Annotated in this window: 24 protein-coding genes; 5 read left to right on the top strand and 19 right to left on the bottom strand. The window is 36.1% G+C overall.

Features of this window, described 5'->3' with window-relative positions; genetic code table 11:
• Nucleotides 1-250: 250 nt before the first annotated feature.
• From GMB86_RS10795 to GMB86_RS10785, 3 genes are all read right to left on the bottom strand, one after another.
• Nucleotides 251-2,560, bottom strand: a complete 2,310-nt coding sequence (locus tag GMB86_RS10795) for a DNA internalization-related competence protein ComEC/Rec2 (RefSeq protein ID WP_155219691.1) — start codon at nucleotides 2,558-2,560, stop codon at nucleotides 251-253.
• A complete protein-coding gene (locus GMB86_RS10790) occupies nucleotides 2,561-3,139 on the bottom strand; it encodes a ComE operon protein 2 (RefSeq protein WP_155219689.1) in 579 nt (192 codons plus the stop codon).
• 152 nt (nucleotides 3,140-3,291) lie between these two features.
• The gene (locus tag GMB86_RS10785; protein ID WP_155219687.1) at nucleotides 3,292-3,936 is read right to left on the bottom strand and encodes a helix-hairpin-helix domain-containing protein; all 645 of its coding nucleotides are present in this window, start codon (nucleotides 3,934-3,936) and stop codon (nucleotides 3,292-3,294) included.
• Nucleotides 3,937-4,020: 84 nt separating this feature from the next.
• Between GMB86_RS10785 and comER the strand changes: the two genes are divergently transcribed.
• Nucleotides 4,021-4,842, top strand: coding sequence for a late competence protein ComER (comER, locus tag GMB86_RS10780; protein WP_329602878.1), 822 nt, complete (start codon nucleotides 4,021-4,023; stop codon nucleotides 4,840-4,842).
• 130 nt (nucleotides 4,843-4,972) lie between these two features.
• Here comER and GMB86_RS10775 read toward each other — a convergent pair whose 3' ends face one another.
• From GMB86_RS10775 to GMB86_RS10725, 11 genes are all read right to left on the bottom strand, one after another.
• Entirely contained in the window at nucleotides 4,973-5,719 is a 747-nt protein-coding gene (locus GMB86_RS10775) for a class I SAM-dependent DNA methyltransferase (RefSeq protein ID WP_155219684.1), read from the bottom strand.
• An 8-nt stretch (nucleotides 5,720-5,727) separates the two neighbouring features.
• Nucleotides 5,728-6,081 carry a ribosome silencing factor gene (gene rsfS, locus GMB86_RS10770; protein ID WP_155219681.1) on the bottom strand — a complete coding sequence of 118 codons (354 nt, stop codon included), beginning with the start codon at nucleotides 6,079-6,081 and terminating at the stop codon, nucleotides 5,728-5,730.
• Nucleotides 6,071-6,655, bottom strand: coding sequence for a bis(5'-nucleosyl)-tetraphosphatase (symmetrical) YqeK (yqeK, locus tag GMB86_RS10765; RefSeq protein ID WP_155219678.1), 585 nt, complete (start codon nucleotides 6,653-6,655; stop codon nucleotides 6,071-6,073). The genes rsfS and yqeK overlap by 11 nt, the downstream gene beginning before the upstream one ends.
• A complete protein-coding gene (locus tag GMB86_RS10760) occupies nucleotides 6,645-7,217 on the bottom strand; it encodes a nicotinate-nucleotide adenylyltransferase (protein WP_155219675.1) in 573 nt (190 codons plus the stop codon). Before GMB86_RS10760 ends, yqeK begins: the two co-directional genes overlap by 11 nt.
• A gap of 18 nt (nucleotides 7,218-7,235) precedes the next feature.
• Nucleotides 7,236-7,532, bottom strand: coding sequence for a ribosome assembly RNA-binding protein YhbY (yhbY, locus tag GMB86_RS10755; RefSeq protein WP_155219672.1), 297 nt, complete (start codon nucleotides 7,530-7,532; stop codon nucleotides 7,236-7,238).
• Entirely contained in the window at nucleotides 7,519-8,367 is an 849-nt protein-coding gene (aroE, locus tag GMB86_RS10750) for a shikimate dehydrogenase (RefSeq protein WP_155219669.1), read from the bottom strand. Before aroE ends, yhbY begins: the two co-directional genes overlap by 14 nt.
• Nucleotides 8,368-8,408: 41 nt before the next feature.
• A complete protein-coding gene (yqeH, locus tag GMB86_RS10745) occupies nucleotides 8,409-9,512 on the bottom strand; it encodes a ribosome biogenesis GTPase YqeH (protein WP_155219666.1) in 1,104 nt (367 codons plus the stop codon).
• Nucleotides 9,512-10,030 carry a YqeG family HAD IIIA-type phosphatase gene (locus GMB86_RS10740; protein ID WP_155219663.1) on the bottom strand — a complete coding sequence of 173 codons (519 nt, stop codon included), beginning with the start codon at nucleotides 10,028-10,030 and terminating at the stop codon, nucleotides 9,512-9,514. Before GMB86_RS10740 ends, yqeH begins: the two co-directional genes overlap by 1 nt.
• A 264-nt stretch (nucleotides 10,031-10,294) precedes the next feature.
• Nucleotides 10,295-11,020 carry an amino acid ABC transporter ATP-binding protein gene (locus GMB86_RS10735; RefSeq protein ID WP_329602877.1) on the bottom strand — a complete coding sequence of 242 codons (726 nt, stop codon included), beginning with the start codon at nucleotides 11,018-11,020 and terminating at the stop codon, nucleotides 10,295-10,297.
• Nucleotides 11,013-11,678, bottom strand: a complete 666-nt coding sequence (locus tag GMB86_RS10730) for an amino acid ABC transporter permease (protein WP_155219660.1) — start codon at nucleotides 11,676-11,678, stop codon at nucleotides 11,013-11,015. The genes GMB86_RS10735 and GMB86_RS10730 overlap by 8 nt, the downstream gene beginning before the upstream one ends.
• 31 nt (nucleotides 11,679-11,709) lie before the next feature.
• Nucleotides 11,710-12,477 (bottom strand): transporter substrate-binding domain-containing protein, encoded by a 768-nt coding sequence (locus GMB86_RS10725; protein ID WP_155219657.1) that lies wholly within the window; start codon nucleotides 12,475-12,477, stop codon nucleotides 11,710-11,712.
• Nucleotides 12,478-12,967: 490 nt separating this feature from the next.
• Between GMB86_RS10725 and sda the strand changes: the two genes are divergently transcribed.
• Entirely contained in the window at nucleotides 12,968-13,108 is a 141-nt protein-coding gene (gene sda, locus GMB86_RS10720) for a sporulation histidine kinase inhibitor Sda (protein ID WP_155219654.1), read from the top strand.
• Nucleotides 13,109-13,332: 224 nt separating this feature from the next.
• Here the strand turns inward: sda and GMB86_RS10715 are convergent, their stop codons facing one another.
• Nucleotides 13,333-13,428 carry a YjcZ family sporulation protein gene (locus tag GMB86_RS10715; protein WP_155219651.1) on the bottom strand — a complete coding sequence of 32 codons (96 nt, stop codon included), beginning with the start codon at nucleotides 13,426-13,428 and terminating at the stop codon, nucleotides 13,333-13,335.
• A 278-nt stretch (nucleotides 13,429-13,706) separates the two neighbouring features.
• Between GMB86_RS10715 and sigK the strand changes: the two genes are divergently transcribed.
• Nucleotides 13,707-14,420, top strand: a complete 714-nt coding sequence (sigK, locus tag GMB86_RS10710) for an RNA polymerase sporulation sigma factor SigK (RefSeq protein ID WP_155219648.1) — start codon at nucleotides 13,707-13,709, stop codon at nucleotides 14,418-14,420.
• A gap of 246 nt (nucleotides 14,421-14,666) precedes the next feature.
• Complete coding sequence (locus GMB86_RS10705) at nucleotides 14,667-15,227, top strand: NAD(P)/FAD-dependent oxidoreductase (protein ID WP_155219645.1); 561 nt, start codon at nucleotides 14,667-14,669, stop codon at nucleotides 15,225-15,227.
• A gap of 186 nt (nucleotides 15,228-15,413) precedes the next feature.
• Here GMB86_RS10705 and GMB86_RS10700 read toward each other — a convergent pair whose 3' ends face one another.
• From GMB86_RS10700 to GMB86_RS10690, 3 genes are all read right to left on the bottom strand, one after another.
• Nucleotides 15,414-15,566, bottom strand: a complete 153-nt coding sequence (locus GMB86_RS10700) for a hypothetical protein (protein ID WP_155219643.1) — start codon at nucleotides 15,564-15,566, stop codon at nucleotides 15,414-15,416.
• Between the two features lie 146 nt (nucleotides 15,567-15,712).
• Nucleotides 15,713-15,865, bottom strand: coding sequence for a YrzI family small protein (locus tag GMB86_RS15815; protein ID WP_155219640.1), 153 nt, complete (start codon nucleotides 15,863-15,865; stop codon nucleotides 15,713-15,715).
• A gap of 661 nt (nucleotides 15,866-16,526) precedes the next feature.
• Nucleotides 16,527-16,757 (bottom strand): YrhC family protein, encoded by a 231-nt coding sequence (locus GMB86_RS10690; protein WP_155219637.1) that lies wholly within the window; start codon nucleotides 16,755-16,757, stop codon nucleotides 16,527-16,529.
• Between the two features lie 225 nt (nucleotides 16,758-16,982).
• On the opposite strand from GMB86_RS10690, the gene GMB86_RS10685 reads away from it, so the two are divergent.
• The gene (locus GMB86_RS10685; protein ID WP_155219634.1) at nucleotides 16,983-17,393 is read left to right on the top strand and encodes a DUF4064 domain-containing protein; all 411 of its coding nucleotides are present in this window, start codon (nucleotides 16,983-16,985) and stop codon (nucleotides 17,391-17,393) included.
• A gap of 48 nt (nucleotides 17,394-17,441) precedes the next feature.
• Here the strand turns inward: GMB86_RS10685 and GMB86_RS10680 are convergent, their stop codons facing one another.
• Nucleotides 17,442-18,575, bottom strand: a complete 1,134-nt coding sequence (locus GMB86_RS10680) for a bifunctional cystathionine gamma-lyase/homocysteine desulfhydrase (RefSeq protein WP_155219631.1) — start codon at nucleotides 18,573-18,575, stop codon at nucleotides 17,442-17,444.

Below are 18,575 nucleotides of genomic sequence, written 5' to 3'. Positions count from 1 at the left end.
AGTGAACAAGGGGCAGTTACGTTAGTTTAAGAAGGGGTTAGCCAGAAAATGGCTAACCCCTACACTTTCATCTATGTTAAACGACATCCTCATATACCCCGGGTCAAATGCGGTGTCGGAAATGGGTTTGTACTCATTATCATAACCTAAAGATACTAAAGTATTGATAGATAGAGCAGGTTCCTCCGTTTAAAATATTGGCAATGCATGAAATAATTAAGCTGACATCTTTTGGATATCCATTCGACATTTATTGCATAACAGCAAAGTCAACTCGAGTAATTTGGTCATTTGTAAAAGTCCATCGTATGGCACCTAGCTGATCTGTCCTCATTATCTTTATATGTGAGCTACTGAGTCTTTGTAGAACTTCTTGATTAGGATGTCCATATCGATTGTTTTTCCCAACTGAAATCATCGCATAGTTTGGTTTTATGACATTCAGAAATTGTTCTGAAGTTGAAGATTGGCTTCCATGATGACCGACTTTTAATACATCAATCGAAAGCCTAGGGTAGTTTTTGATAAGTTGGTTCTCCCCTTCTTCTTCAAGATCACCAGTAAATAGCCAATTAAGTCCACCAAGACGTGTGTGAAGGACAATCGAATTGTTATTTGAATCCTGATTTGTTGTAGGTGATAAGACGTGAAACGCATACGTACTAAAGTTAATGGTGTCTCCTTTTTGGACTTTTTGTATTTTTGTTCCTTGACTAACTGCTTGTTTTAACATGTTCATATCTGCAGGTGATGGATTAAACCATGAACTTATAATTAGTTTGCGAATTGGTATTTGTCCGATAAGATCTTTCACTCCCCCGATATGATCATAATCGGAGTGCGTCAAAATCAACATATCAATTTGACGTATTCCACTACCGCGCAATTCATGTAAAACAACATCTCGTCCCACTTTAAATGGATCTTTTCTCTTTTTCCAAGCTTCTGTCTTATAAGGCACAATCCCGCCCGTATCGATTAAGATCGTGCCTTTTTGATGAGGGAGTTTAATTAAAATACTATCCCCTTGTCCAACATCCAGAAAAACAACATGTCCTTGTGAAAACCATGTTCCGCTTAAAACAACTATCATATACATGAAAACGAACGGAATAATAAGTAAGTACTCCACTCTTTTCAAATGATATTCCCATAAACACAAACAACCATAGATCAATAAGATCATACCAAAAAGTTTTACAGGTGTTAATGAACCATAGGTCATAATAAAATGTGGATGATGATAAAAATAGAGTAAAACTCGATGAGGATAAATTAACAAGGAAGACATAAATTGAGATAAAACGAGGGATAAAGGTGAATAAATATAGCTAACAATATAAGTCGTCATCGACAACGGTAAAATAACGTTGGTCATTAATGGAACGAAGATCATATTCATAACGAAACTAATAAAAGAAAATTGATAGAACGATGGAATGAGGATGGAAAATGTGGCTAGCTCACAAATAACGGATAACCAAAGTAGTTGTTCAAGATAGGAGAAGCCTTTTTTGTAAATGGTATGGGCTGACAATAATATAGCAGATGTAGCTAGAAATGACAGCTGAAATCCCATCTGAAATAAGACCTCTGGATCATAAAAGATCATCACCAAAAATACAATACTAATCAGATCTACCGACGTTAGATGTATTTTTTTTATTAGTGTATAACCTAAAACGAACATACCGGTCAATCCGGCCCGAATAACAGAAGCTTCTGCCCCTGTTAAAATGACATACATGGGGATGAAAAGTAACAATAGAACCAGAACATGTTCTCGTATCATGCCGAGTCGTAAACAAATAAAGTTCACCATGGCTAATAACAGGACAACATGAAGACCAGAAACGGCTAAAATATGGACAATACCAAGGGTTTGGTAGGCTTTCTGAAGTTCTACGGGCATATGGGACTGATCTCCAAAAATGAGGGCTGACATTAAACCATCTATTGGCTCAGGAAACATGTGTTGAATCCTATAAATTTGCTTTTCTCGCCACTGCATGATCTGTTCAATGAACGTTATCGAAGATGGAAGTGAATGGGGCGGCTTTTCTGCTGTTAATATCCAATAAATATGTTTATGATCTAGATATTGTCGATAATTGAAAGAATGAAAATTAGTTGGAAAGTTGGGCTTTTCAAGCTGTCCTATGATCTGATAAGAATTTCCTACATGGAGGTTTTTTTGAAGGGATCGTTTCTCACTAATTGAGGATTGTGTGTACCGAGCAACCACCAACTCACCTTCATCCGTCTTAAATTGAAAACTGACGATATCCCCATCAAAATCTGGAATAGTTATGATTTTACCATGAAACACCGTCTTCTTTGGAGAAAGCTTTGTTTCTTGTTGCGTCACCCATAGGATGTTCATACCAAAAACAACACTTACCACAAGACACCCTATAAACAAGCTGTATGTAGATCTCATGTAGATATATCCCAAGTAGACAATAAGAATGATCAGTGGAATCCATAGATTAGTCCCATAAAACATCCACATGACAAGGCATGAGGCAAAAACAAGATGATGACACTTGCCATACATCATTTAGTTAACCCCAATTAAAAATAATTTACGTAATTGATCATATAAACGGTTAACCTCATCACTATCCACTCCTCGTTCCTCAAGTTGGGCAAACAAATGATCTATAAACGCCTTTTGCTCGTCATTAAAGTCTTTTTTAACATTTAAAAAGTCATTAAAAGGAACTTTTTCGACCTCGACATGCGCTTCTTCAAAGAGCTGAATGGCATATGGGTGATTCTTATAGTCCGTCGCATACAGAACTTTCTTCATTCCACTTTGAATAATGGCCTTACAACAATGCAAACATGGGAAATGCGTCACGTAGATTTCTGCATTATCTGTCGGAACACCAAATTTTGAACATTGCAAAATGGCATTCATTTCAGCATGTATCGTTCTGATGCAATGCCCGTCAACAACATAACATCCATCATCGATGCAATGTGTACCTCCCGAAATAGAGCCATTATAACCGCCAGCTATGATACGTTTGTCTCTTACGATCGTCGCTCCAACAGCAAGTCTAGGACATGTGCTGCGGTTAGCTAATAAATGGCTTTGTGCCATAAAATATTGGTCCCATGATAGTCTTTTCAATTTCACTCATCACCTTTTTAAATATCGTTTATCCAAAAAAACTAACCTCGTGTGGTTCTAAAAAACTACGTTCTATTTTAACACAATCAATGAATGAACTTCTGCCCTTTTCCTTAAAGTCATAATAATTTGCCCATCGTAAGATTTTTAGCTTATTCCACACAAATGTCTGATTTTAACTTTTCAAATGACTTTTCACCTATTCCAGTGACATTCGTCAATTCCTCTGGAGTTTTAAACAGCCCATGCTCCTCTCGGTACGAAATGATCGCCTCTGCCTTTGAAGGACCGATGCCATTTAAATTCTGTAATTCATCCATCGTAGCAGTATTAATGTTAATCAATTTACTATCCTCTGTAGAAGCGGATGAATCACTATTTGCTGTGGAGTTACTTGTTGTCATCACAGCGGAGGAATCCCCTTTTTTTGGAACCAATATCACCATTTCATCCTTAAGTTTTTGTGCAAGATTAATTTTATTTTGATCTGCCTGATTGGTATACCCACCTGATTTTTGAATCACATCACTCACACGACTCCCATTTTCCATTTTATAAACGCCTGGATGTTTGACTTCACCCTTTAAGTCAACGACCAAACTTGTATCGGTCGCTTTAGTTTCTTGACGATTATCTTGCGCTTTGGCCACATTTTTCGTCGTCTCCACAGATTGAAAGGTTTCTTCTTTCAAAGAATCCGATTCAATCGATGATTCGGGATGTTTATTAATAAATAAGATGACGACAAGAATGGCTATCGCAAGACAGGCTCCAATGACTATTTTTAGCTTATTCATGGTTTTACACCTCAATTTTTTACGTATAGATTTTTAAATAAACACATACAGTGGTATAAGGTTTTAGGATTGGGGGAAGAAAAAGTGACAATTGGAGTTATTGGAACAGGCAATATGGGGACATTACTTATTGAATCCTTTATTCGTTCTAAAGCCATACAGCCATCTGAATTTGTTATTACCAATCGTACGTTATCGAAAGCGGAATCATTAGGTAAGAAATATGAGGGTATTCAAGTCGTCCCCAACGCTGAATCTGTATTTAGAGAGGCTAAAACAATATTTATATGTGTTAAGCCATTATCCATTTATCCATTATTAAAAAAAGTAGGCGACGTAACTGAGCAGGATCATCTCGTCATTTCCATAACTAGTCCAATCAGTGTGGAGCAATTAGAAAGTTCCTTGCCATGTCCTGCTGCACGTGTTATTCCAAGTATCGTTAATCAAACATTAAGCGGGTCTACGTTGTTAACATTCGGCAACCGCTGTACAGAGGAAATAAAAACCTCTTTAATCCAATTATTTCAATCAATATCAAATCCGATTGAAATTGACGAAGAGATTACGCGAGTTTCATCAGATTTATCAAGCTGTGGTCCGGCCTTTCTTTCATATCTCTTTGAACGAATGATATCTGCTGCCGTGTCTACAACAGAGATAACAGAAGAAAAAGCAACTCAATTATTGACGGATATGGTGATAGGGGTTGGTAAGTTATTCGAAGAAAAAGCCTACACTCTCGATACCTTAAAGAAAAAAGTCATGGTTAAAGGCGGGGTAACTGGCGTTGGAATTCAAATCTTAGAAGATGAAATAGGTGAAGTATTTGAACATTTATTTGAAGCGACTCAAATGAAGTTTATTGAGGATCACAAGAAAGTTGATCCACAGTTCAGCGTTTAGCCATCATCGAATGTACCTCCTTTTTCATTTTAAGAGGTTGTCATTTTAAGAGCATTAACCTAAAAATAGACTTACTAAAAAAGAGGGATATACCCTCTTTTAACTATTCGATGCTTTATGAATTTTTCCTTCAACTATTCTTCTTTGCAATGAAAAAAATTCGCTCAGAAGTCTTTGTTGGGGGATCATTTGTGAAATCGGCACAAACCCTGAGACATTGAAAACCGGTTTCCTTTAGAAGCATTGAATATGTCTCAATATCAAACGTTCTTTGGTAATGTGTTTCATCATGTCTAGTGAATAGATCATCACCTGTTTTTGTAAAGAACGTAAGATCATGATAAACACTATGTTCTTCTTCCCCAGGAAATGATTCCCATATATAAGCTATATTTTCGTCATTTAAAGCAAAGGTATGATTTATAAAAATTGAATGTATTTTATATAGTGAATGAACATCAAATAAAAGGGCTCCCCCTTCATTTAAATGTTCATAGACACGCTGAAATGTTTGCTTAACATCATCTAAAGTTTCTAGGTAATTTAATGAATCACAAAAAATAAGGACCAGATCAAACGTACTTCCCAGTTCAAGTTCTCGCATATCTTGCTGGAAAAGAGGAAAAGACAGATTCGCATGCTCTGCCTTTTCCTTAGCCATGGCTAACATGTTTTCAGACAAATCGACACCAGTGACATCAAACTTATCTCTTATTAATTTAAGTGCAAGTTCTCCTGTTCCACAGCCGACATCTAATATTTTAGCTGAGGGCAATTGATTATCATTTAATGTTCTATAGAAAAAATCCAGCCATTGATCATAAGGTGCATCATTCATTAACTCGTCATATAATTGAGCAAAATAATCGTAAGCCATAAATATGCCTATAATGGGCGTTTTTCAAGAGAAAATACGGGTGCATCTCCCCAAAGTTTTTCCAATTGATAGTAGTTTCTTTCATCTTTATGGAAAACATGAGCGATAATATCCCCCAGATCAACAAGCACCCATCTTGCTTTGTCAAAACCTTCCATACGTTTAACTTCAATATTTTTCTCTTGAGCAGCTTCTTTTAATGCACGGGCAATAGCTTGGACTTGTTTTTCAGAATTTCCGTGACAGATGATGAAGTAATCAGACATAATTGAAATTCCACTCATTTTTAGCATCACAAGATCTTGCGCTTTTTTATCATCTGCAACTTCAGCGAAATATTTTACAAGTTCTTCATTGTTCATTCAAACAACTCCTTAAGTATTTGATATAAGTATTATATGCATAAATTGTGTCAGGATAGACTTGTTGATGACGTTCAACTAAAAAAGTCACCGTGTTTTGCAAAGACTTCCCAACTGCAGCATCTAAATTTTTTTCAGCTAGATCCCGCACTTCATCTACTCCAGGAAACTCACGACCAGGTTCAATATAATCCGCTAAGAAGACGATCTTATCTAGAAGCGTCATATTCTGTCTCCCAGTCGTATGATAACGTATAGCATCCAATACTTCTTTGTCCGTAATATGATACTCCTCTTCAATATAAGCAGCACCAACAGGGGCATGCCATAATGAATGATGAAAGGTGAGAATATCGTTTGTTATATCATGCCTTCTTTTTATTATGTCTGATAATTCTTCTTTTGAAAAATATTTTGCGATATCATGTAACATCGCAGCAAGTTTCGCTTGCTCAATATTCGCATGATATTGCTCGGCTAATTTCTCTGCCGTTGCTACAACTCCAAGAGTATGACGGTATCGTTTCTCTGGTAAGATCGTTTTCACAGCCTCATTTGCTTCTTCAATCCTCATATAAATGGTTCTCCTTTATATAATCCTTGACTTCCTCATTTAATAAATACATACATGAACGATAATGTTTCAAGCGATTTCGTATGTCACTTGATGAGATTTCTATTTGAGGCATATCAATCATGTGAACTTGAGCCTGCAATGGATGTTTAGCTATATATCCAGGCCTTCTAAATCCAATAAATGATGTCAATTGACATAATTCATCTATTTTATGCCAATTGGGTAGATCACGTATCATGTCAGCCCCAATAATAAAGAAAAATTCGTATTCAGGATAAGCGTGTTTCAGCTGCCTCAAGGTATCTACCGTATATGACTTTCCCCTTCGTTCAATTTCAATTAGTGAAATTTGAAAGGAAGGATTTGTATGAATCGCTTTTCTTACCATTTCAATACGATGATGACTGTCTGTCACCTTTCGATTTTTATGCGGTGGAATGTAACTTGGAAGAAACCATATTTGATCAAGTTCACATCTTTCAAGTGCTTCTTGTGCTATAAGCAGGTGACCAAGATGTGGTGGATCAAACGTTCCGCCTAATAGTCCAATTCTTTTCATTCTATCTTTAGTCCTATCCTATGCTCTAGGTAATTCAATTTTCTTATTATTTTCAGATTCTTTATATAATACAAGAACATTGCCGATCACTTGAACGATTTCAGCACCTATTTTTTCAGCAATTTGTTCACCGGCTTCTTTTGGATCTTCAAGCGTATTTTGCAAGAAATGAACTTTAATTAATTCTCTTGCTTCCAATACAGCATTTAATTCATCGATGACTGTATGATGCAAACCACTCTTACCAATTTGAAATACAGGTTTAAGATGATGGGCTTCCTTTTTTAAAAATTTCTTTTGTTTACTCGTTAGCATGTCTTTCCTCCAATTTATTCCTTAAAAATGCGTCCATGTCATTTAGTTTCGGCAAATGACCTAACCAATGTTTGTAGCTAATCGCTCCTTGAAAAATTAACATGGGTAATCCATCTAACGTTCTCTTTCCTTGTTGTTTGGCTAGACGAAGCCACTTTGTTTCAAAATTATAGATAATATCAACAAAAATGGCACTTGATTTACTGTTTTCAATTGGTATTGGAATTAATGAATCGTGTTCTGATAAACCAATTGAAGTTGCATTGACAATCACGTCATATTTTTCTAATCCATTTTCTGCTTCAGTAAGACTGATGCCATTTGATTCACAAAAGACTTGACATGAGCGACTTAACTTAACAGCTTTTTCTATGGTCCGATTCGTAATGTCTACACATCTTGCTCCATACTTTGCCATTGTTAAAGCGATCGCTTGTCCAGCGCCACCGGCACCAATAACCAAAACCTGGGGATGGTCAGGTAGGTGGTATTTTTGATGATGTTCCAAACTTCTTAAAAAGCCAAGACCATCTGTATTATAACCGATCAATTTTCCATTTTTATTAACAACTGTGTTAACAGCCCCCAGCATTCTTGCTTCATCATCGAGGTCGTCAAGAAATGGAATAATCGCCACCTTGTGCGGTATGGTGACATTACAGCCACTGATGCCCAGTGCTTTAATACCTTGAACGGCCGTTTCAAGTTGATCTTTCGTCACATGAAACACGTGATAATGGTGAGCGACGTGATCCTGATGGTACCAAAATTGATGCATATCAGGTGAAAGAGTGTGTTCGATTGGATCCCCTATTATGCCATACAAACGCTTCATTTCTCATTCTCCTTCTCCAAAAATGCTTCTTTAATTCATGATTATTGGATAATCGTCTTTCTAATCATAACACCGATGCCATCTGGGGCGTATGCAGTTACATGGGCATCTGTGCCTTTAACCGTTATCCATCCTAGACCGGAAAAAACAATATCCATTTCATCATCTTTGATCACAAAGTCGTGTCGTTTCATTTCTGGTAATTTATATGACGGATCACTCGGGGGTTTTAGAAGTTCCCCATATTGGTTTTCATATAATTCATCTGCATTCTCTTGTTTTGTTCGGTGAATATAGAGGTCATTTGAAACGTAGACAACCAGGGATCTTCTCCCACCACGAACATAATCCAAACGAGCCAAACCACCAAGAAATAATGTTTGTGCTTCATTTAGTTGGAATACTTTTGGTTTTATTTCTTTTTTAGGCATGACAATCTTATATTCCCGATCCTGAATATAGTGAGCGACTTGATGGTGATTAACAACACCTGGTGTGTCATAAAGTGAATGACCGTCCTCCAATGGAATATCAATAAAGTTTAAGGTTGTTCCTGGAAAATTAGATGTTGTTATAACTTCTTCCTCGCCCGTTACTTGATGAATAAGTTGATTGATAAACGTTGATTTTCCAACATTTGTACAACCAACAATGTAGACATCTTGTCCCTTTCGATAATAGTCAATCGCTTCAGCGACTTCTTGAATTCCGATCTTTTTTTCGGCACTCATCAATAAAACATCTAAAGGCTTTAAACCTAACTCTTTTACCTCATGCTGCATCCAATTTTTTAATTTATTTTTATTTGTTGATTTCGGTAATAAGTCGACTTTATTGCCCACCAAAAGAATTGGGTTCTTACCAACTAGACGTTGAAGTCCAGGAACCCAACTTCCGCTGAAGTCAAAAATATCAATAATATTAACTACAAGAGCTTTTGTTTGTCCAATCTTGGATAACATCTTTAAAAAATCATCATCTGTGAGCGAAACATCTTGGATCTCATGATAATGTTTTAATCGAAAACAGCGTTGACAAATGACCGTTTCACGCTCGAGAGCCGATGGCGGAGCATAGCCTAATTGCTTTTTATCCAATGTTTGAATGGGTATTCCACAACCTGCACAAAAAATAGCATCTGACATTATTTTTCCTCCCAAGTAATCCAACCTCTACGCCGCATCTTCGTTAGTATAAATCGTTCAATAAGACGGTTAAATCGCGTGGCAATTCCATCTGACTTTGCAACAGGTACAACAAGGATGGTATAAATCCCGAGTCGATTTCCACCAAGAATATCCGTGAGTAATTGGTCTCCTACAACAACAACCTCATCATTTCTTAGATTCATGGCATGAATAGCTCGTGTAAATGAATGAGTCATTGGTTTTCGCGCACGGAATATATAAGGTGTGGTAATAGGATCGGCAAATGCTTTTACACGAAGTTCACTATTATTGGATACGATGGTAATTTTAATTCCACATTCTTCCATATCTTTAAACCATTTAATGAGTTCAGGCGTTGCACCAGGTGTATCCCAAGACACCAAGGTATTATCTAAATCCGTAATAATACCTTTTATTCCACGTTTCTTCAATTCATTAGGGTGAATATCAAAAACACTGTTTACATGTTCATTCGGTAGAAATTGTTTTAACAATAAAGACACCTCATATCTTCATCTATTTTCTCATATAACCATAATTTTACCAAGTCAAATAATTTAAAGTACATAACCTTCTTTTGTAGTATAACCGATCACTCAATTTTTGCCGAAATAGGTTTATGACAAATTATAGTTATCTATACACCCTTTAGAATGACGTGAAACTTTTAACAAGTTCTCACTTGACTATTTGGAAATACAGCATGTGTTGTAGGTTCGTATCTGTTATGTAAAAAGAGGTTGATCGAAAATCAACCTCTACAATACCTTCTCCAAAAATTCTTTTGCCCGATCTGTTTCTGGATGATTAAAAAATTCATTTGGTGAAGCAACTTCGAGAATTTGACCATGATCCATGAAGATCACTTTATCTGCAACCTTATTTGCAAATCCCATTTCGTGAGTGACCACAGCCATCGTCATTCCTTGTTTAGCTAATGACATCATAACATCAAGCACTTCTTTAACCATTTCTGGATCAAGCGCAGAGGTAGGCTCGTCAAAAAGTAAATACTCCGGATCCATGGCTAAAGCTCTCGCAATCGCCACGCGTTGCTTTTGTCCACCTGATAGACGGCTTGGATAACTATCGACTTTATCAGATAAACCGACTCGGTTAAGTAGCTTAATCGCTTTTTCTTGAGCTTCACTTTTTGTAGTCTGTTTTACCTTTATAGGTGCATACGTCAAATTATCCATGACCGTTTTATGAGGGAATAAATGAAAGTGTTGAAATACCATACCCACTTTTTCCCTGATTTTTATGACATTCCGTTGATTGAATGTTGTGATATCATCATTATCAATATAAATCTTTCCTTTGGATGGGAGTTCTAATAAATTAATACACCTTAAAAGCGTTGATTTCCCGGAACCAGAAGGACCAATAATAGCCACAACATCGCCTTTTTTTATTTCTAATGAAATATCTGATAACACTTCATTGTTACCAAAAGATTTATATAAATGATCAACTTTAATCACTTCGGCTCATCCTCCTCTCAAACAGACGTCCCAGTATGGTTAGAATCATAACAAGCACGTAGTACACGGCGAATGAAACGATGAGCGGCGGGAAATAGAGACTATTTTCTGCAGCTACAACTTGAGCACGACGCATGAGATCGAGTACCCCAATGGTTGAAACGATCGCCGATTCCTTTGTGAGTGTAATAAATTCATTCATCATAGCGGGAAGAATTTTCTTAATGGCTTGAGGTAAGATGATATCCTTCATCATTGACCAATATGGAACTCCTAGTGCCCCAGCTGCTTCAAATTGACCTTTGTCTACTGCATTTATACCAGACCGAATGATTTCAGACATATAAGCTCCAGAGTTAAAACCAAAGGTTATTATAGCAGCTAAGAAAGCTGAAATATCATAGCCTATAAGCTGAGGTGTCGCGAAATAAACAAGCGTTAATTGTAAAATTAAGGGCGTTCCTCTGAAAATAGACGTGTAAAAATCAGACAGCCAAGCTAAAATTTTTATATTTCCAATTTTGAACAAAGACAAAATAACCCCAAGGACAAACCCTATAATTGCTGAGACAAGCGCAATCTCTAAGGTTGTCCATACACCATTAATAATGTATGGGATTGAGGAGGCAATTAATGAAAACCCACTAAATATGCCCAAAACCTACATCCTTTCTATTAAAAACCATTCATTATTTATTGTTCTCAAACCATTTTTTCTCAAGCTCAGCCATTTTTCCATTTTCTTTCATTTTTTTAATTTCTTTATCAAATTGTGCCCTTAGTTTACTGTCTTTTGGAAAGGCAATAGCCACATCCGTTGGAGCTTCAAAAGGAACATCGAATTCTACTAAGTTGGGATTATTAGCTACATAACCTCTAGCTACCGTATTTTCAGATAGAACGGCGTTGACACGATTTGATTTTAATAACTCAACAAGCTCATTTAATTTATTCAATTGTTTTTGCTCAATCTTTGTTTTTTTATTAATTTCATCAGCTATTTTTTGTTGGACTGAACCTAGTTGAACACCAATTGTTTTTCCCTTTAAATCCTCAATTGTTTTTATATTACTTTTTTTCGTCGTGAGCACAACTTGTTTTGTACTGTAATAAGGTACTGAAAAGTCCACGACTTTTTTTCGTTTTTCATTCGGTGTCATTCCTGAAATGACGAAATCTGTACGATTCGTATTTAAAGAGGCAACAAGACCATCGAAATCCATATTTTTAATTTCTAATTTGTAACCCAGTTGCTTCGTTATATACTTGGCAACATCAACATCAAAGCCTTGAACGCCGTTTTTACCTTCCTTTGAATTAACAAATTCAAATGGTGGATAATCTGCACTCGTCCCCATTGTTAATGTTTTCTTTTTTGTTGCATCTGTATTTGATTGACCACAAGCACTTAATACAAGAAGCATCATGATTAGTGCAAAAACCATTGTTTTTTTCATGTTGTTAGATTCTCCTTTGGTTTTACTATTAATATGGTTTCATAAAATAATATTATGACGAATTTCGAGTAATATTTCAATGATTATTTGATAAAAATAGCAAAAGATGTCGCTATCCCCCTTAACTCTCTCTTGCTTAATAAAAATTTGTTAGCTTATTATTCCCTTCCCCTTATAAAACTTTCTAACTTTTAGAACAAAAATCGTTCGACAATATTAGACACCACTTTTTCTGTGGATAACTTTATACACATATCCTTTAGTCATTTTTCATTCTTTTTATCAACTTATCAACAAAATAATCACATGATATCCACTTCCCCTGTGGATATCAGAACGGTTGTTCTATATTCTAATTCGTGATAAAGTCAAAGAGTAATAAATAACAAAAGCAAGTTTGATCATTGCCTAGGCAATATCAAAACCATTTTAGCCTTAATTTTTCTTAGAGTGAAAAATAAAAGGAGGTGCGGCTGGAAACAGCATATGTATGGAAAAATTATCAGATGATCTCCTTATTGAATCTTATTGGAAAGCTATTGAACTTGAACTTAGTGCAGAATTTATAAAGCTTATTGAACTAGAAATCCAAAGACGCTCAATTGAACAGAAAATTAAATTCATGAACTGAATATTAAACAGTATAAAAATAAAGTCATCCTTCTCTTTTTGAACAAGTTCCCTCTATTTTTATACTGCTTAGCTGTTAAGTTTAAAAACAAGAAAAACACGTATAGGTTGTTCTTGTTTCAAACTCTATCTAGTCATCTCACCATCACACTGACTACCCTATCCAGTTGATAGAAAAAGGCCCTTCTAAATGAAGGGCCCTTCTTAACCTATTAAAATTAAATCTTAGTAAACGTACGCTGCACCAACAATAATTAAGAGGATAAACAAGACAACGATTAACGCGAAGCCTGATCCATATCCGCCTGCTCCGTAACCCATGATATCAGCTCCTTAAGTTTATTTCTAACTTACATGATTAATATATGAGTCAGTTTCCTAAATGACTGGGCTAACGTATAAAATGAGATAAAAATTCCATTAAATAGTTAATAGTTCTTGATATAACCTAGCTTGCCTAACCAGATGTGTCACTTCTATTTCTCCCCCCTATTTGACAGGACATCGTTGATAAAAATTCACTGGGACAGACACCGTACAGCCCCTCTGGTACATATGATTAAAGAGAAGTGCCTAAGCCCAGAAAAAGGGGGGAGAACATGCTATCCTTATTTGGAGGTATAGTGTACTTATTTAAAGAATTTTGGTTGTTTGTATCTTATGTGAAGAACAATGCCTTTCCTCAGCCTCTTTCAGGACAGGAGGAGCGAGAGTGCCTTGAAAAAATGGCACAAGGGGATCCTGAGGCAAGAAATAAGCTCATTGAACATAATCTTCGTCTCGTCGCTCATATAGTTAAGAAATTCGAGAATACAAAGGAAGACAGCGAAGACCTCATCTCCATTGGCACTATTGGCTTAATTAAAGCGATTGAAAGTTACTCTTCTGGTAAAGGCACAAAACTGGCCACTTATGCTGCTCGTTGTATTGAAAATGAGATACTCATGCATCTTCGAGGTTTAAAGAAAACAAGAAAAGATGTTTCTTTAAATGATCCAATTGGACAGGATAAAGAAGGTAATGAGATATCACTCATTGATATCCTAAAATCCCAAAGCAAAGATATTGTAGATGAAATCACCCTGAATATGGAAAAGAAAAAAGTATATGAATATCTTCATATACTAGATGAAAGAGAAAAGGAAGTTGTGATTGCTAGATTTGGTCTTGACCACCAAGATGAACTTACCCAACGCGAAATTGCTAAAAAATTAAACATCTCAAGAAGTTATGTTTCACGTATCGAGAAAAGAGCCTTGATGAAGCTATTTAATGAATTCTATCGTCAACCACATAAAAGATCGAAAACATAAATAAATCCTGGGATTGACTTGAGTCTACATTTCAAGCAATCCCTATTTTAATGCTGTTTCTTAAATTTGACTTGTCATGCATCATCATTATATTTGGAACATCTTTTTATTAATAGAAGATATGGATTTCACAAATTACACACAGGAAACATTTCTTTTCATGAGCATATTGAGAGATGAATACGATCATCTTCGTTATGATAGATTTAGACCTAAAAAACAGATGATTTCAGGAGGGGTAAACTTATGTATGACATTATTATTGTAGGTGGAGGGCCTGCTGGACAAAGTGCTGCTTTATTTACAAGTAAGGCAGGACAAAAAACACTTTTGTTAGATAATGAAAAAGGATTGACACAACGAGCCCTATTAAAAAATCACTATGGTGCAAAAGAGCTAAGTGGCAAAGAATTGGTCTCAATAGGAAAAGAACAAGCCCAATCTTTTGGAACTAAGATTCAAAAAGCACAGGTCATCTCAATTGAAAACAATAAAGGTGCTTTCCTTCTTCAAACGGAAGACGGAGAAACATTTGAAGGCAAACAGGTAATTCTGGCTACCGGCTCGAATTCAAAACTTGCTGAAAACAGCGGATTAAAGACTATGCCAGGAAAAGAACCTTATGTAAAAACGATTATTGAAGTCGATCAGGATGGACACACCAATATACCAGGAATATGGGCGTGTGGAGTAGCCGCCGGTGTTAGTGTTCATACTATTATTACGAGTGGTGATGGAGCTCGAGTGGCCGTCAATTTACTCAGTGAAATAAAAGGAGAACGTTTTGTTGATCATGACAAACTTTGATCATGAAATATGTTAATAAAGTGATCCTTCCATCAGTGGGGTGCTTACTGCCCGGATAAATTACTTAAGAGACTGATTATTGGCCAATGAAGGTCATAATTAGTCTCTTTATTTAATCTATTATAAAGTCTTACTGTACAACTTCTGTACAAAAAGACTTTCTTTATTCGGCTACGTTATGCACGATTAGTAAAAATTGTGGAAACCATTTTTCAATTGTTTCTGAATAACTTCTTCTTTCAATTCTTTCATTCTTTTATCATCTTCATATCGCTCTGCAGCGTTACGGTGCTTAATAGAAACGGTAAGGGTAACGATAAATAAGTGAAGTTTAAACATACCGATCCCTCCCTTCTTTACTTGAATTTAGTTATAAAAAACTTGTATCCTCTACAAACCATGCTTTCATCCCTTTGGTTAGTTCTTTTATTTTCATCATTTCATTATTTCCTCCTTTATATTTGCTCGATCGGACACGAGTTAAATTAAATATGTGGCATTTGTTTTAAACGTTTTTGAAGCATTTCTTCTTTTAACTGTTTGACACGCTGGTCATGATGATACTTCTTCGTTAGATCCGTCTTTTGTTTATTTACTGTTATCGTGAGGGTTATCGCAAATAGTTGAATTTTGAACACCGAGATCCCCTCCCTTCTTATTAATTTGTCACAAGAATGATTGTTTACCTTTTTTTACTGCAGTTGATAGTCTTGTTACAATTGGTTCCATAGTTATATCCGCTCCTTTATGAAGATTTATATATTTATATAAAAGGAAGGCCGGCTAGGGCTACTTCACTTTATATACTTGGGTAAGAAAAAAACGATCAACGAGAAGTACAACCTCATTGATCGTCTTTTATTAAAATTAGGCATAAAAAGACCACAGGTGTACAACACGACCTGCGGTTATTATATAACAGTTAAATGACTGTATGATTACCGTTCAGTTTGATCACTAATAGTAGCCATCCGCGAGGTCAATGAAAAATGATATTCAGTTGCTAAAAATATAGACATATGGTTTACATTAGTTAATAACATTTTCATTACCTCCTTTAGATGTATTGGTGACCTTTCAATTAAAGTATACCTTTGTCAATTCCGAATGTAAAGCCTATAAATCCACTTTTTCCATTTTTTTCTGAAACCCTTTTTATAATAACATCATGTTGGTTAATACCTAAAGAAATCTTGTCGATTGCAGGACCTATAAGGCGCAGACAGAGGCGTAGTTGCACAAATACTTTATAACTTAAAGTGCAAAAAAGCACTTACTCTAGGGAAAAAGTAAGTGCTTTTATATTTCATTTAATTTATTTTTAGCGACTCTCATACGCCAATATGTGAAAAGGGCCAATATAATGCCGGCTAGACTGATAACCAATAGTATTTCAACTTTACCTTGGGTTTTCCCCTCAAATGGGATAACCGTTCCCGAATATAAAAACGTGCTAAGAAAGGTAAAGATAAAGCTTAGACGTTGGTAATCTAATACTTTTAATTCTAAATTTCGACGCTCTATATTCATGTCTCCACCCCTCCAGTCCTACTTTAACATGATTTTGAAAAGGTTAAAACTAGTAAATGTTACTAGCTTATGTTTCAAACTTTTTAATATCATGGTAACATTAGGTTGGAGTTCAATAATTCGCATACATAACATATGAATAGGTCATAGGTCATTTTATCCCGCCTAAACGGGCAGTAAAGTACCCCCACTGAGGAAGTTTCACTTTATAAGGAGGTTTATCATTTGATCAAGAGAACAGGTGAATTGACGCTCACGATACTAGGTATGGTGATCGCCCTTATGGTCTTTGCTTTTGGAATCTTTGCTAAAACACTTAAAAACACACAAGAATTACAAGACCTGATCAAACAGAGTAATGCGACAAACAATGCATCCATTACAGCTGATGATATGGTTCAAGCTGTACACATGCTAGGCACCTCATTAATTCTATCAGGTATTATCGGGTTTATTATCGCACTTGTTGCTAGTTTCTTTATTAAAGGTAATAAAAAACCCAAACTTGCAGGAACACTACTTATCATCGCTGCTCTTATTACCGTCATCTTATCTGTTGGTATTGGGTTACTGGTTGGAATATTATTTTTGATTGCTGCTATTATGTGCTTTGTTCGGAAACCAAAGACAACCTAAATTTAATCCCTCCTTCAAATGAAGGAGGGATTGCTTTCTACAGAGAGATTAATTTAATGCCTTGGCGAGATCTTCAATTAAATCATCGACATCTTCAATTCCGACGGATATCCGTATGAGGCCATCGGTAATTCCGAGTTTATGACGAATATTCTTTGGGATCGAGGCATGTGTCATTTTTGCTGGTACCGATATTAAACTCTCAACGGCACCTAGACTTTCAGCTAATGTGAAATATTTGAGTTTTTTTAAAACCTGATTAACACGCTCCTCGGATCCAACATCGAAACTGATCATACCGCCATACCCTTGGGCCTGTTTAATCTGGATATCATGACCGATATGATTTTCTAAACCTGGATAATAGACTTTTCTCACTCGGGGATGTTGGTTAAGGTAGGTGGCCAATTTTTTTGCATTCGCTTCAATGGCTTCCATTCGAATACCTAGTGTTTTGATACCTCGAATAAGAAGCCAAGCATCTTGAGGCCCTAAGATACCTCCAACCGAATTTTGAATAAAATGAAGATCCTTACTAAGTTTCTCTGAATTGACGACGACTAATCCTGCAACAACGTCACTATGTCCTCCAATGTATTTAGTCGCACTGTGAACAACAATATCTGCACCATGAACGAGCGGTTGCTGCCAGTATGGTGTACTAAATGTGTTGTCGACAATTAATAGTAAATCTCGTTTATGAGCGAGATTAGAGACAGCCTTTATATCTGTAATTTTTAGTAACGGATTCGTCGGTGTTTCAAGATATATAGCCTTCGTATTTTCTTGAATGGCTGAAACAATAGCTTCTATATCACTTGTATTAACAAATGTTGCATCGATGCCAAATTGACTAAACACTTTTGAAATGACCCTATAGGTTCCTCCATAAACATCATCCGTTAAAATAATATGGTCGCCACTCTTAAAAAGCATCATCACGGCACTTATTGCAGCCATACCAGATGCAAATGCATATCCGGCTTTACCACCTTCAAGGTCTTTTATTAAGGTTTCTAAAGCATACCGTGTGGGATTTCCCGTTCGAGAATAGTCATAACCTTTATGCTTTCCAACTGCTTCTTGTTCGTACGTACTCGCTTGATAAATAGGCACGGATACAGCTCCAGTGTACTCATCTCCCGTTATTCCTGAATGAATCATTCTCGTTTTAGGCCTCAT

Origin of the sequence: Terrilactibacillus tamarindi, assembly GCF_009718825.1 — a bacterium.
Classification (GTDB): domain Bacteria; phylum Bacillota; class Bacilli; order Bacillales; family Sporolactobacillaceae; genus Terrilactibacillus; species Terrilactibacillus tamarindi.
This window is presented reverse-complemented; position numbering and strand designations above follow the sequence as displayed.